We start from the raw sequence: 15167 nt of genomic DNA on the forward strand, positions 1-15167 counted from the left end.
CAGACAACACGAATCGAGTTGGCGATGGCCTTCACTGATATTTTCATCAAGCGCCCGGTGCTGTCGGTCGTCGTCAGCCTGCTGATCCTCTTGATCGGCTTGCGCGCGGCGATGGTGCTGCCGATCCGGCAATATCCGAACCTGTCGAACACCGTGGTGACGATCACGACGTCGTATCCCGGCGCGTCGCCCGAACTGATCAACGGTTTCATCACCACGCCGATCGAGCAGGCGGTCGCTTCGGCCGAGGGCGTCGACTACATGACGTCGAACTCGGTGCTCGGCACCTCGACGATCCAGGTCTACGTCAAGCTCAATCACGATCCGAACCAGGCGCTCACCGAGGTGCTCGCCAAGGTCAATTCGGTCAAATACCTGATCCCGAAGGAAGCCTTCGACCCGGTCGTGACCAAGGCGACCGGTGACACCATCGCCGTGATGTATCTCGGCTTCTCCAGCGAGGAGCTGACCGGATCGGCGATCTCGGACTATCTGACCCGCGTCGTGCAGCCGGTGCTCTCGACGGTCGACGGCGTCGCGTCGGCCGACATCCTCGGCGGCCAGACCTTCGCGATGCGCGTCTGGCTCGATCCGACCCGGATGGCCGGACGCGGCGTCTCGCCCAACGACGTTGCGGCCGCGATCGCCGCCAACAACTTCCAGGCGGCCGCCGGCCAGACCAAGGGCTTCTTCATCGTCTCCAACGTCTCGGCCAACACCGACCTTCAGAACATCGATCAGTTCAAGCGCATGATCGTGAAGGCGAAGGACGGCGGCTTCGTGCGCATCGAGGACATCGCGACGGTGGAGCTCGCGGCGCAGTCGACCGACGCCAGCGTCGCCTTCAACGGCGAGCATGCGATCTTCATCGGCATCAAGGCGACGCCGCAGGGCAACCCGCTGACCCTGGTCAAGGGCGTGCGCGCATTGTTCCCCGACATGGAGCGCAACCTGCCGCCGTCGATGAAGATGAAGGTGGCCTACGACTCCACCAAGTTCATCCAATCGTCGATCGACGAGGTCGAGAAGACGCTGACTGAAGCGGTCCTGATCGTCGTCGTCGTGATCTTCCTGTTCCTGGCTTCGCTGCGGTCGGTGATCATTCCCGTCGTCACCATTCCGCTGTCGCTGATCGGCGTCTGCATCCTGATGCTGGCGGCAGGTTTCAGCTTCAACCTGCTGACGCTGCTGGCGATGGTGCTCGCGATCGGTCTCGTGGTCGACGACGCCATCGTGGTGGTGGAGAACATCCATCGACATCTCGAGGAGGGCCTGCCACCCGTGCAGGCATCACTGAAAGGTGCGCGCGAGATCGTGGGCCCGGTCGTCTCCATGACGATCACGCTGGCGGCGGTGTACGCGCCGATCGGCTTCCTCGGCGGCGTGACCGGCACGCTGTTCCGCGAATTCGCCTTCACGCTGGCCGGCTCGGTGATCGTGTCGGGCGTGATCGCGCTGACGCTGTCGCCGATGATGTGCTCGGTGTTCCTCAAGAGCGCGGAGGAGGGGCGTTTCGCCAAGCTGGTCAACCGCGTGTTCGGCGCGCTGACGCGTGCCTATGGCCGCCAGCTCGACCGTTCGCTCGACTACCGTCCGATCACGGCGCTGTTCGCCGTCACCATCCTCGGCCTGGTCGGCTTCCTCTACATGCACATCCAGAAGGAGCTGGCGCCGCAGGAAGACCAGGGCATCGTGTTCGCGGTGACCAAGGCGCCGAAATACGCCAACATCGACTACATCGACTTCTACGGCGACAAAATGGACAAGGAGTTCCAGAAGTTTCCCGAGACCGACCTGCGGTTCATCCTGAACGGCATCACCGGTCCGCAGGGCGGCTTCGCCGGCATGCTTCTCAAGCCCTGGGATGAGCGCAAGCGCTCGGCCCAGACGCTGCAGCCGCTGGTGCAGAACGAGCTGTCGAAGATCGAAGGCGTCAGCGCATTCGCGTTCAGCCTGCCGCCGCTGCCCGGCGGACCCGGCGGTCTGCCGGTGCAGATGGTGATTTCGTCGACCGCCGGCTTCCAGCAGGTGTTCGACCAGATGAACAAGCTGAAGGAAGCCGCGCGCAAGAGCGGCCTGTTCATCGTCACCGACAGCGACCTCGACTTCAACCAGCCGGTGGTTCGGGTGAAGGTCGATCGCTCCAAGGCGAGTGACCTCGGCATCACCATGCAGTCGATCGGCGGCGCGCTGGCGACGCTGCTCGGCGGCAACTACGTCAACCGCTTCAACCTCGAAGGTCGCTCGTATCAGGTGATCCCGCAGGTGCCGCGCGCCAACCGGCTCGCGCCTGAATCGTTCGACAACTACTACGTCCCGACCGCGACCGGGCAGCTGGTGCGGCTGTCGACGGTGGTGACCGTCGAGACCGGCGTCGATCCGAACGCGCTGACCCACTACAACCAGCTCAACTCGTCGACCTTCCAGGCCGTGCCGATGCCCGGCGTCTCGATGGGCCAGGCGGTGGACTTCCTGCAGGGTGAAGCCAAGAAGCTGCCGTCCGGCTTCACATTCGACTTCCTGGCCGACTCCCGGCAATACGTCCACGAAGGCAACCAGCTGCTGGTCACCTTCGCGTTCGCCATCATCATCATCTTCCTGGTGCTGGCGGCGCAGTTCGAGAGCCTGCGCGATCCGTTCGTGATCATGATCTCGGTGCCGATGGCGATCGTCGGCGCCTTGATCCCGCTGTTCTTCGGTGTCGCCACCATGAACATCTACACCCAGGTGGGCCTGTTGACGCTGGTCGGACTGATCACCAAGCACGGCATCCTGATGGTGGAGTTCGCCAACGAGCTGCAGCTCAACGAGGGGCTCGACCGTCGCTCGGCGATCGAGATGTCGGCCCGGATTCGTCTGCGTCCGATCCTGATGACGACGGCGGCGATGGTCACCGGCTTGCTGCCGTTGCTCACCGCCTCGGGCGCCGGCGCGGCCAGCCGGTTCTCGATCGGGCTCGTCGTCGTCACCGGCATGACGATCGGCACGCTGTTCACCCTGTTTGTGCTGCCGATGGTCTACACCGTGATCGCAACCGACCACCAGGCCGCGGCCCGTTCGGAGCGCGCCAAGCAGATCGCCGACTACGAACTGGAAGGCCGCGGCGGCGCATTGAAACCAACCTGAGCCCTCCAGGCTCATGCTCGCAGGAAGGGCGGCACTGGCGAAAGCCACTGCCGCCTTTTCTTTGTCCCGTGGTGGCTGAACCGCGAGACCGGTTCGCTCGAAAACGCTATGCTCGCCTCACAAGATCTGGAGGAAACAGGCATGGCGAGCGAATTCGCGGCAGGCAATTACCGGTTCATACCGGCCGTGTTCCAATATTCCAGCGGCGCGCAGGCGAACGCCGGCTATGAGATCGAGCGGGTGCGCTTCGATCGGCTGGTGCCGCTTGCGGAAGGCTTTGCGCGGATCGCGGCCTACATCAAGGACGCCGGCCGGCCGCTGACGTCGTTCTGCGCCTGCGAATTGCGCTCGCCAGCCGCCTTCACCGAGGACGGCTTCCGCGCCTTCAACCAGCACTACGTCAAGACGCTCGCGGAATGGGGCCTGTTCGACGACACCATCAATCCGGTCGCGCGCAGCAACGTCTGTCCAGAGATTGATCCGCCGGCCGAGCCGTCGTTCCATGCATTCTCGTTCACGCGGGCGAGCACGACCACATCGCCGTCCTTCGTGATCGCGGGCGGCGCCGAGGCCCGCGGAGGTCCCGGCAGCTATCCCGAGCGCATCGTTTGTTACCGCGATCTCAGCCCCGGCGCGTGGCGGGAGAAGGTCCGCTTCACGGTAGGTGAGATGGAGCGGCGTCTGGCGGAGTTCAGCTTCGGCTGGCAGGACACGACGGCGGTGCAGGCCTATACGGTGCACGATTTCCATCCGGTCATCGTCGATGAGCTGGTCCGCCGCGGCGCGACGCGATCCGGCTTGGCCTGGCACTTTTGCCGCCCGCCGGTGGTCGATCTCGAATACGAGATGGATTGCCGCCGGGTGCTGCGGGAGGTGGTTATTTAACTGAAGAGCTTAGGGTGCGCACGCTATCAGTCCCGTCATCTTTCGAGGCTCGCTCCGCTCACGCCTCTGGATGACGGGGACGGATGGAGCGCGCTCAGCTTGAGTCACCGCGATTTCGGGTCCAGCGCGTCGCGCAGGCCGTCGCCGACCAGATTGAATGACAGCACGACGAGGAAGATTGCAAGTCCGGGCCAGATCGCCATCCACGGCGCGCTGGTCAGGAAGCGTTGCGCGGCGTTGAGCATGCTGCCCCAGGATGGCGCCGGCGGCTGCTGGCCGAGGCCGAGGAAGGACAGTGCGGCCTCGGCGATGATCGCGGCCGCGATCGACAACGTGGCCTGCACCAGCAGCGCTGGCAGGATGTTGGGGAGGATGTGGACCAGCGCGATGCGCCAGCGCGGATTGCCCATCGCGCGCGCGGCCTCGACATAGTCCTCGACCTTGACGCTCATCACCTGGCCGCGGGTCAGGCGGATGAAGATCGGGGTCGCCGAGACGCCGATCGCGATCATCGCATTGCCGAGGCTCGGCCCGAGGAAGGCGGCGAGCGCGATCGCCAGGATCAGGAATGGGCAGGCCAGCATCGCATCGGTGATGCGGCTGATCAACGCGTCGATGAAGCCGCCGCGATAGCCGGCGACGAGGCCGAGCGGCACGCCGATCGCAAGCGCGATGCTGACCGAGATCAGGCCGGCGAGCAGCGAAGCGCGGGCGCCGAACACGACGCGGGCGAGCACGTCGCGGCCGAGTTCGTCGGTGCCGAACCAGTGCTGCGCCGACGGCGCCTTGCGCACCAGCGACCAGCTCGCCGCGATCGGATCATAGGGCACGATCATCGGCGCGAACACGGCGAGCAGGATGAAGATCGCGATCACGGCGAGGCCGAGCATCGCGCCCTTGTGCCTGACGAGCCGCCGCCAGGCACGCCGCGCCGGGCTTTCCAGCGTTTCGGTGGCGGCAAGCGCAGCTGAAGTCCCGAGCGCTGTGTCCGTCATGCGATCAGCCCCGCAGCCGCGGATTGACGAGGATATAGGCGATGTCGGCGATCAGATTGAGCGTGATGTAGATCGTCGCCGTGGTCAGCACCACGCCTTGGACTACGGCGTAATCGCGGTTGAACACGGCGTCGACGATCAGCTTGCCGAAGCCGGGGATCGAGAAGATCTGCTCGGTGAGCACCGCGCCCGACAGCAGCGTGCCGAGCTCGAGCGCGCCGAGCGTGATGATCGGCGTCAGCGCGTTGCGCATCGCATGCTTGAGGATCACGGTACGCTCCGACAGGCCCTTGGCGCGCGCGGTGCGGACATAGTCGCTCTCCAGCACCTGCAGCATGGCGCTTCGTGTGTGCCGCATCAGGATCGCGGCGATCGCATTGCCGAGCACGAAGGCCGGCATGATCGACGCAGCGAGGCTGGCGCGCCAGTTCTCGGCGGGCGGCACGTAGCCGGAGGCCGGCAGCCAGCCGAGCTCGACGGAGAACAGGAAGATCAGCATGATGCCGAGCCAGAAATTCGGCGTCGAGATGCCCCACAGTGCGAACAGGTTGGCGCCGTAATCCCAGGCGGTGCCCTTCTTCACCGCGGAGATGATGCCGGCGGGGATCCCGATCAGGAATGCGATGACGATGGCCATACCGGCGATCTGCATCGTCACCGGCAATTTCTGTGCGATCAGGGCGAGCACCGGCATCTTGCTGCGCAGCGACTCGCCGAAGTCGCCCATGAGCACGCCCTTGACCCAATAGGCGTATTGCAACGGAATCGGTTGATCGAGATGGTACTGGGCGCGGATTTGCGCGATCACGGCCGGATCGCGCTCCTCGCCGGCCATCACGAGCGCCGGATCGCCGGGCAGCAAATGTTGCAGCGAGAAGATCAGGAGCGAGACGAAGAACAGCGTCGGGATCAGCTGAGCCAGCCGCTTGGCGAGGAAGTTCAGCATCGTCGGCCCCGCGTATCCTGCGCCGCGGCGATCATTTCAATTTCAGCCCGACCACGCGCACCAATCCATCCGGCATCTGCCGGTAACCCTCGACCTTGCCGGAGTGCGCGATCAGCAGCGTGCGATGATAGAGATAGATGATCGGCTCGTCGTTGAGCACGATCCTGGTCATCTTCTCGTAGATCGCCTTGCGCTGGGCGGGATCGTTGATCAGCCGCGCATCTTCCATCAACTTGTCCGCTTCCGCATTGGAATAGCCGCCGTCGTTCTGCGGCGCCTTGGTGTGCAGGAAGACATAGGAATTGCCATCAGGATCGATCCGGCCGCTCCAGTTGATCTGAAACACCTGAAATTCGCCGGCCTGGGCTTGCTTGAAGGTCGTCGCAAATTCGACCACGCGGATCTTGATGTCAAAGCCTGCTTCGGCCGCCATCGACTGCACGACCTGGGCCACGGCTTCGTTCTCGGCCCCTTTGGGGACCATGTAGTCGATGGAGACGGGCAGTGTGACACCGGCCTCCTTCAGCAGTGCCTTGGCCTTGGCAACATCGCGTCCGCGAACCGGGAACGCCTTCTGATAGTAAGGATGCGTCGGGCTGACCCATTGATTGCCCGCCGTGAACTCGCCGTTGAACACGACCTGGTTGAGCGCCTCGCGGTCAATCGACAGATCGAGCGCCTGGCGCACCTTTTCCGATTGGCTGAGTGGCCCCTTGTTCTTGTCGTTGCCGATGTTGATCGTGAGGCCGAGATAGCCGAGTTCAGGTGCGGTCGACAGCACGAGCCGCTTGTCGGCGCGGACGTCCTTGATGTCGGTGGCGAGCACGCGCTCGATCAGATCGAGCCCGCCGGATTTCAGGTTCGCGAGCCGCACCGTGGCATCGACGATCGGAAGGAACACGATGCGATCGATGAAAACGTTGTCCTTGTTCCAGTAATCCTGGAATTTCTCGAACACCATGCGATCCTGCTGCACGCGTTCGACGAACTTGTAGGGTCCGGCGCAAACCGGATGCAGGCCGAACTTGTCGCCTGCTTCCTTCACGGCCTTCGGCGAGACCATCATGCCGGCGCGGTCGGTCAATTGGGCGATCAGCGGCGAGTAGGGCGTCTTGAGCACCAGCTTGATGGTCAGGGGATCGACGACGTCGACATGGTCGAGCGCGGCCAATTCCGGTTTGCGAAACGAGGTCGGCAGCGTGAGGTGGCGCTCCAGCGAGAACTTGGCGGCTTCGGCGTCGAACGGTTCACCGTCGTGGAACTTGACGCCCGGCCGGAGCTTGATCGTCATCTCCTTGCCGTCGGACGAATTCTCGTATGATAGCGCGAGCTGAGGAACGATGTTCAGCTTCTCGTCGATGTCGAACAGCTTGTCGCAGAAGGCCGAAAAGACGATGCGGCCGACATAGGTGCGTCCGACTGAGGGATCGAGGATGTCGGGGTCCTCGGCGAGCCCGATGCGAAGCGTCGTTTCGGCACGCGCGCTCGTTCCGCACCAGGTCACGAGGGCCGCCATCAGGACCGCCAAGCGCCAAAATCTCATCGCCAACCCCTTATTCCCTACGCCTGTGTTCCCTTACGAAATAACCCCGGTCCGCCCCGAGGCTTCCGCCGTATTGAACGCCGCCACCAGCTTTTCCAGTGTCGGCGAGAACCCGCCGTCGGACGGCACGATTGCCTCCGCGCCGGGCAGCTCGCCCGTCCGGTGACAGGCCGTTGCATATCCGGTGCCATCTTCGCGCAACGGCGGCACTTCGCTGCGGCAGCGCGCGATCACATAGGGACAGCGGGTATGGAAGCGGCAGCCGGAGGGTGGATTGAGCGCGCTCGGCAGCTCGCCCTCCAGCACGATTCGGCTACGCTTGGCGCGCGGCTTCGGCACCGGGATCGCCGACAACAGCGCGCGGCTGTAGGGATGCCGCGGGGCGGCAAACAGCGCCTGGGCATCCGCGGTCTCGACGATGGTGCCGAGGTTCATCACGGCGACGCGGTCGGCGATGTGCTTGACCACGGCCAGATCGTGCGACACGAAGATGTAGGCGAGCTTCAGACGATCCTGCAGGTCGCGCAGCAGATTGAGGATCTGCGAGCGGATCGAGACATCGAGCGCAGACACCGGCTCGTCGCAGATGATCAGCTTCGGCTCGACCGCGAGTGCGCGGGCGATCGCGATGCGCTGGCGCTGGCCGCCGGAGAATTCGTGCGGATAGCGGCGCGCGAAGCGCGGCTCGAGCCCGACCAGCCGCAGCAGCTCATCGACACGTTCGCGGCGACGCGCCGCCGGGACGAGATTGTGCAGCGCCAGCGGCTCGGTCAGGATCTGGCTCACCGTCATGCGCGGGTTGAGCGAGGCGTAGGGGTCCTGGAAGATCAGCTGTGCATCGCGGCGGAATGCGCGCAACTGCTCGGCATTGAGCGTGCCGAGGTCGCGGCCTTCGAAGCGGATACGCCCGGCGTCCGGCTCGATCAGCCGCAGCACCAGCCGGCTGACGGTGGATTTGCCGCAGCCGGATTCGCCGACCAGGGCCAGCGTCTTGCCGGCCTCGACCGTGAAGCTGACGCCGTCGACCGCCTTCACATGCGCGGTCGGCCGTCCGAACACCGAGCGTTCGGCGACGAAATGCTTCACCAGCCCGTCGACCTCGAGCAGCGCGGTCATGACACCAGCCGTTCCAGCGGCGCACGGATGCAGCGCGAGGCGTGGGTTGCGCTCAGCATCGCGAGTGGCGGCGGCGAGCTTGTGCAGGCGTTCTCGACGAACGGACAGCGCGCGGCGAAACGGCAGCCGGCGGGCGGGCTCGCCATGTTCGGCACCATCCCCTCGATGGTGGCGAGATGGCTGGTACGGCGATCGAGCCGCGGGATCGAGCCGAGCAGGCCGACCGTGTACGGGTGCTGCGGATTGGCAAACAACTCATCGACCGGGGCGCGCTCGACGATCTCGCCGGCATACATCACCGCGACCTCGTCGCAGACCTCGGCGACGACGCCGAGGTCGTGGGTGATCAGGATGATCGCAGCCCCGCTCGCGGCCTTCAGCTCGCGCATCAGATCGAGAATCTGCGCCTGCAAGGTGACGTCGAGCGCGGTGGTCGGCTCATCGGCGATCAACAGCTGTGGATCGCAGGCCAGCGCCATCGCGATCATCACGCGCTGGCGCATGCCGCCGGACAGCTTGTGCGGATACTCGTCGATGCGCTTCTCGGGCGAGGGGATGTGGACCCGGCGCAGCAGTTCGATGGTGCGCTCGCGCGCCGCGCGCCGGGAGCCGCCGCGGTGGCGCAAAATCGTCTCTGTGATCTGGTCGCCGATGGTGAAGCTCGGGTTGAGCGAGGTCATCGGCTCCTGGAAGATCATCGCGAGCCGGTTGCCGCGCAGGTCGCGCAGCGTCGCATCCGGCACGTCGAGCAGGTCGAAGCCGTCGAAGCGGATCGCGCCGGTGACCGCAGCAGACTGCTTCGGCAGCAGCCCCATGATCGCGAGCGAGGTCACGCTCTTGCCGCAACCGGATTCGCCGACCAGGCCGAGCGTCGCGCCGTTGGCGACGGAAAGATCGACGCTGTCGACGGCATGCGTGACGCGGCCGTCGTCGCCCTGGAAAGTGACGCGCAGGCCCTCGATTTCGATCAGCGGGCCGGTGGTCATTCGCGGCTCGCGGATGCCGCGGCGATTGCGGCGTTGATCGCCGCGCGGTCGCTGGTTCCGGAAGGGTTACCGCGGGTCGGCATGAAGGTTCGGAACGGCACCCAGTGCTCGCGGCTGACCGCTTCCAGCCGTTGCAGCTCGCGCAATGGATCGGTGTGGTCGTCGACCCGGAGGTCGAGCAAGGGCCATTCCTCAGTGCCGTGGATCAGAAGGGCCGCCGACTGCTTGCCGCGCTTGTCGCCGCCGGCCGCCTCGCCGGCGAACATCGCCTTGATCAGCCGTTCCGAGAACGGGAGGCCTTCATTTGCGGCATAGACGCGCGCGGTCTCATCGAGCACCGCGGGTCCGGCCAGCATGTTGCCCGCGATCGAGAAGCCGTCGCCCGCGATATGGCCGAACCAATCGACGCAATCCTTGCCGGAATGCGCGGCGATGCGGCCCTTGCTGTCCATGACATGCACCTGCCGGCTCTCGCGGCCGCCGTCGGGTGCGAGCAGCGCCGCGATCATGTCATGCGGGCTCTTTCCCTCGCGCAGCAGCGCGAGGCCGTCGATGCCGTAATAAGGATTGACCAGCGCCTGTGTCGCGATGGCGCCGATCCTGGGTGCAATGTGCGGCACCAGCGCGCCGACCGCGAAGAACCGCGTCGCGACGGCGATGCCGAGCTGGCCGGTGGCGCTGTCGCGGGCGATGATCGACCAGGTCATCTGAAACCTCTAGCGGCCCGCAGCGTAACCCTGCATGCCGCGCGGGTTGGCGGCGGCACGGCGGCGGGGGCCGACCTTCGAGGCCGCGGTGAGGCGGCCTTCCGACCAATCGGGGCCGATCTCCACCACGTGGCCGCGGCGTTTCAATTCATCGATGGTCGATTTCGGAACGCGATTTTCCAGCACCAGCACGCCGGGGCGCGATGTGCGCGGCCAGAACGAGATTGGGAAATGCTCGGAGTGCCAGGCCGGCGCGTCGATCGCCTCCTGCAGATTCAGCTTCGCATGGACGTGGCGCAGGAAGAATTGCGTGATCCACTGATCCTGCTGGTCGCCGCCCGGCGAGCCCCAGGAGAGATACGGCTCGCCGTCGCGCAGCGCCATGGTCGGCGACAGCGTGGTGCGCGGCCGCTTGCCCGGCGCCAGCGAGGCCGGGTGGTTCTCCTCCAGCCAGAACATCTGGGCGCGGCTGCCGAGGCAGAAGCCGATCTCGGGAATGACAGGCGAGGATTGCAGCCAGCCGCCGGACGGCGTCGCCGAGATCATGTTGCCGGCCTTGTCGATGATGTCGAAATGCACGGTGTCGCCGCGCACCTCGCCGAACCGGCCGACCGTCGGCTCGCCGGCGCCCATGGCGCCGACCGCCTCGCGATGCCCTTCGGCGCGGCGCAGCTTCACGACGCCGCCGAAACCTGCGACCGAGCCGGGGCGGAAGTCGAGCGAGGCCTTGTCCTTCGAGATCAGCTTGCGCCGCTCGTTGTTATAGGCATCGGACAGCAGCGTCTCGATCGGGATATCGGTGAACTTGGGATCGCCATAGAACGTCTCGCGATCGGCATAAGCGAGCTTGGCGGCTTCGATCTGCAAATGGATGAAGTCGGGGCCTGCGGGGTCGAGCCCGTCGAGCTCAAAGCCCTTCAACAGCGCGAGCTGCTGCAGCATCACCGGACCCTGGCTCCAGACCCCGGCCTTCTGCACGGTGTAGCGGCCGTAATCATAGGTCAGCGGCGCCTCGATGGTGGGCTGCCATCGCGCCATGTCGTCGGCCGACAGCACGCCGCGATGTGGCGCGCCGGAGACGTCCATCACCTCCTGGGTGCGGCAGAACTTGTCGATCGCCTCGGCGACGAAGCCCTTGGACCAGGCCTGCCGGGCGCGCTCGATCTGCGCCACGCGATCGCCGCCGGCGCTCTCCGCCTCGGTCAGGATGCGCGCATAAGTCTCCGCAAGCTTCTTGTTGGTGAAGAGCGTGCCGGGCTTCGGCACCTCGCCATTGGGCAGATAGACGTCGGCCGATGTGGTCCAGTATTTCCGGAACAGCTGCTCGACGGTCTTGATGGTCGCTGACGCACGCTCGACCAGCGGATGGCCGTCGCGGGCATAAAAGATCGCGGGCTCCAGCACGTCGCGCAGCTTCAGCGTGCCGTAGTCGCGCAGCAGCAGCATCCAGGTTTCGAACGTACCGGGCACGCAGGCGGCGAGCAGACCGGTGCCGGGCACCATCTCGAGGCCCTCGCTACGGTAGTGGGCAATCGTTGCCTTCGCCGGCGCCGGGCCCTGGCCGCAGATCACCTCGCTCTTGCCGCGCTTGACGTCGTGCACGATGATCGGAACGTCGCCGCCGGGGCCGTTCAGATGCGGCTCGACCACCTGCAGCGTGAAGGCGGCTGCAACGCCGGCGTCAAAGGCGTTGCCGCCTTTTTCCAGCGTCGCCATGCCGACCGCTGTGGCGATCCAGTGCGTCGAGGTGACGACGCCGAAGGTGCCTTCGATCTCAGGCCTTGTGGTGAATGGATCGGGGTTGACGTTGCTCATGCTATTCACCGTTAGGCGGCTTGCCGGACTTGTTGCGCGCGCACTTGATCACAGCCGGGCTGGTATGCCAACCGCTTGGTGCACATGGCCGCTCCCATCCGCGTGATCAAGCCGGAACGGCGGCGGCGGGGCTGTTGACGGCGTGGCAGGCGACGCCGTCGATCAGGTCCGGCGGCTTCTCCCGGCAGAGATCGAAGGCGAGGGGACAACGCGGGTTGAACGAGCAGCCCGGCGGCGGGTTGATCGGGTTCGGGATCTCGCCCTTGACCGGAATGCGCTGGCGGCCGGACATCGCAAGATCCGGAACCGCACCGAGCAGCATCCTGGTGTAGGGCATCCGCGGGTTCTCGAACAATTGCCGGCCCTCGGCGATCTCGACGATACGGCCGAGATACATCACGCCGATCCGGCTCGCCATGTGGCGGACCACCGCGAGATTGTGGCTGATGAACAGATAGGTCAGGCCGAACTTGTCCTGCAGGTCGCGCATCAGGTTGAGGATCTGCGCCTGCACCGAGACGTCGAGCGCCGAGGTCGGCTCGTCACAGACGATGAACTCGGCCTCGGAGGCGAGCGCGCGGGCGATCGCGATGCGCTGCCGCTGGCCGCCGGAAAACTCGTGCGGGAATTTCTGGCCGTCGTCGGGATGCAGGCCGACCAGCGAGAGCAGTTCGCCGACCCGGGCCTTGATGTCGCGTTCGCTCTGGATCAGCTCGAAGGCGCGGATCGGCTCGGCGACGATGGCGGCGACCCGGTAGCGCGGGTTGAGGCTCGCATAGGGGTCCTGGAAGACCATCTGGATGCGCCGGCGCAGCCGGCGGCGCGCCTGGCCCTGCCGCGGATCGGTCATCGAGACGCCATCGATGACGACCTCGCCCGAACTCGGCGGCAAAAGGCCGACGACCATGCGCGCGACCGTGGTCTTGCCCGAGCCGGATTCGCCGACCAGCGCAAAGGTCTCGCCGCGCTTGATGTCGAAGCTGACGCCGTCGACGGCCTTCAAGAGTTCGAGATGGCCGCCCTCGATCACGCGGTTGAGCCACGGCTTCGAGACGTCGAAGACACGGCGCAAATTCCTGACCTCGATCAATGTCCCGCTCATGCCGCCGTCTCCTTCGCCGGCTCGAACAGATGGCAGGCCACCGATTGGGTGCCCTGCCGGATCGGTTCGGGCCGTTCGACGCAGCAGCGATCGAAGGCAAACGCACAGCGCGGGTTGAACGGGCAGCCCGGCGGGATCGCCGACAGCCGCGGCATCGAACCGGGGATCTGCACCAGGCGCTTGTCTTCGCCCGCAAGCGTCGGGATCGCGCCCATCAAACCCTTGGCATAGGGATGCAGCGGATTGCGCACCACCTCCTGCACCGGGCCGATCTCGGCGATGCGGCCCGAATACATCACTGCGACACGGTCGCAGGTCTCGGCGATCACGCCCATGTCGTGGGTCACCAGCATCACCGCGGTGCCGTGGTCGCGGCCGAGCCGCTTGATCAGCGCGATGATCTGCGCCTGCACCGAGACGTCGAGCGCGGTGGTCGGCTCGTCGGCGATGATCAGCTCCGGCTCGGCGCAGATCGCGAGCGCAATGACGACGCGCTGACGCATGCCGCCCGAGAATTCGTGCGGGTAGCCGTCGATGCGCTTCTCGGGGGCGGGAATGCCGACCTCGGCGAGCAAGTCGATGGCACGCCTGCGCGCGGCGCTCTCGCTGAGGTTGGTGTGGGTGCGGATGGTTTCGATGATCTGGTCGCCGATCCGGTAGAGCGGATTGAGGCTGGTCAGCGGATCCTGGAAGATCATCCCGATCCGCTTGCCCCTGACTCTGCGGATCTCCTCTGACGGGAGATGGTCGATCCGGGTGCCCGACAGCTCGATCTCGCCGGCGGAGATGCGGCCGGGCGGATCGATCAGCCCGATCACCGCAAGGCCGGTGACCGACTTGCCGGCGCCGGACTCGCCGACCATGCCGAGCACCTCGCCCTTGGCGATGTCGAACGACACGCCGTTGATGGCGCGCAAGGTCGCGCGGCGGGTGACGAATTCCACCTCGAGGTTCCGGACGGAGAGAACAGGCTTGGTCATCGGAGCTTTGGGTTGAGCGCGTCGCGCAGCCAGTCGCCGAGCAGGTTGATGGACAGGATCAGCCCGGCCAAGGCAATGCCCGGGAACGCGACGATCCACCATTCGCCGGCGAACAGATAGTTGTTGCCGATCCGGATCAGGGTGCCGAGCGAGGGCATGGTGTCGGGCATGCCGGAGCCGAGGAACGACAACGTCGCCTCGGTGATGATCGCGAGCGCGAGGTTGATGGTGGCGATGACGAGGATCGGGCCCATCGTATTCGGCAGCACGTGCCGCAGCATGATTTTCTGCGCCGGCAGGCCGATCAGCTGCGCCGCCGCCACATAATCCTTGTTCTTCTCGACCATCACCGATCCGCGCACGGTGCGGGCATATTGCACCCAGAAGCTGAGGCCGATCGCGATGATCAGCACGCCGAGCGTGCTCATCTCGTCGAGCCGGTTGCCGAGCAGCGACTTGGCGACGCCATTAACCAGCAGTGCGATCAGGATCGCCGGAAAGGTGAGCTGCACGTCGGCGATCCGCATGATCACGCTGTCGACCACGCCGCCGAAATAGCCGGCGACCAGCCCGAGGGCGATGCCGAGCGCGCCGGCGAAGACCACGCCGGCCAAGCCGACCGCAAGCGAGATGCGCAGGCCGTAGAGGATCGCCGAGAGCACGTCGCGGCCCTGCTCGTCGGTGCCGAGCAGGAACGGGCTCTGGCCGTCGGCGGTCCACAGCGGCGCGATCCGCGAGTTCATCAATTGCAGCTGCGCCGGATCGAACGGGTTCTGCACCGCAAGCCAGGACGCGAAGATCGCCAGCAGGAAGAACGCGAGCGTGATCGCGGCAGCGACCATCGTCAGTTTGGAGCGGCGGAACGAATAGAAAATGTCGCTGTCGAGCGCGCGCTTGAACCAGCCGGCAGCCGGCTCGTGGTCCTGCGTGCGATCGGGGACGACGGCGTCTGACATCGGTCAGCCC

The 15167-nt window shown here is 65.7% G+C and carries 12 protein-coding genes; 2 read left to right on the plus strand and 10 right to left on the minus strand.

The window, feature by feature from the left end:
* Positions 1-24 precede the first annotated feature (24 nt).
* Positions 25-3126 (plus strand): multidrug efflux RND transporter permease subunit, encoded by a 3102-nt coding sequence (locus tag JQ507_09085; GenBank protein ID QRI71605.1) that lies wholly within the window; start codon positions 25-27, stop codon positions 3124-3126.
* Positions 3127-3267: 141 nt separating this feature from the next.
* Complete coding sequence (locus JQ507_09090; GenBank protein QRI71606.1) at positions 3268-4011, plus strand: hypothetical protein; 744 nt, start codon at positions 3268-3270, stop codon at positions 4009-4011.
* Positions 4012-4115: 104 nt separating this feature from the next.
* Here JQ507_09090 and JQ507_09095 read toward each other — a convergent pair whose 3' ends face one another.
* From JQ507_09095 to JQ507_09140, 10 genes are all read right to left on the minus strand, one after another.
* Entirely contained in the window at positions 4116-5006 is an 891-nt protein-coding gene (locus JQ507_09095; GenBank protein ID QRI71607.1) for an ABC transporter permease, read from the minus strand.
* Positions 5007-5010: 4 nt separating this feature from the next.
* On the minus strand, positions 5011-5952 hold the full coding sequence (locus JQ507_09100) for an ABC transporter permease (GenBank protein ID QRI71608.1): 942 nt from the start codon (positions 5950-5952) through the stop codon (positions 5011-5013).
* Positions 5953-5983: 31 nt separating this feature from the next.
* Positions 5984-7495, minus strand: coding sequence for an ABC transporter substrate-binding protein (locus JQ507_09105; protein ID QRI71609.1), 1512 nt, complete (start codon positions 7493-7495; stop codon positions 5984-5986).
* Positions 7496-7528: 33 nt separating this feature from the next.
* The gene (locus JQ507_09110; protein ID QRI71610.1) at positions 7529-8611 is read right to left on the minus strand and encodes a dipeptide ABC transporter ATP-binding protein; all 1083 of its coding nucleotides are present in this window, start codon (positions 8609-8611) and stop codon (positions 7529-7531) included.
* Entirely contained in the window at positions 8608-9597 is a 990-nt protein-coding gene (locus JQ507_09115) for an ABC transporter ATP-binding protein (GenBank protein ID QRI71611.1), read from the minus strand. Before JQ507_09115 ends, JQ507_09110 begins: the two co-directional genes overlap by 4 nt.
* Positions 9594-10304 carry a DUF1028 domain-containing protein gene (locus JQ507_09120; protein ID QRI71612.1) on the minus strand — a complete coding sequence of 237 codons (711 nt, stop codon included), beginning with the start codon at positions 10302-10304 and terminating at the stop codon, positions 9594-9596. Before JQ507_09120 ends, JQ507_09115 begins: the two co-directional genes overlap by 4 nt.
* Positions 10305-10313: 9 nt before the next feature.
* Positions 10314-12119, minus strand: coding sequence for a gamma-glutamyltransferase family protein (locus JQ507_09125; GenBank protein QRI71613.1), 1806 nt, complete (start codon positions 12117-12119; stop codon positions 10314-10316).
* Positions 12120-12225: 106 nt separating this feature from the next.
* Complete coding sequence (locus JQ507_09130; GenBank protein QRI71614.1) at positions 12226-13221, minus strand: ABC transporter ATP-binding protein; 996 nt, start codon at positions 13219-13221, stop codon at positions 12226-12228.
* Positions 13218-14201 (minus strand): ABC transporter ATP-binding protein, encoded by a 984-nt coding sequence (locus JQ507_09135; protein QRI71615.1) that lies wholly within the window; start codon positions 14199-14201, stop codon positions 13218-13220. The genes JQ507_09130 and JQ507_09135 overlap by 4 nt, the downstream gene beginning before the upstream one ends.
* Positions 14198-15157: an ABC transporter permease gene (locus JQ507_09140; protein ID QRI71616.1), complete on the minus strand. Its 960-nt coding sequence runs from the start codon at positions 15155-15157 to the stop codon at positions 14198-14200. The genes JQ507_09135 and JQ507_09140 overlap by 4 nt, the downstream gene beginning before the upstream one ends.
* Positions 15158-15167 lie beyond the last annotated feature (10 nt).

This window comes from Bradyrhizobium sp. PSBB068 (genome assembly GCA_016839165.1).
Lineage (GTDB): Bacteria > Pseudomonadota > Alphaproteobacteria > Rhizobiales > Xanthobacteraceae > Bradyrhizobium.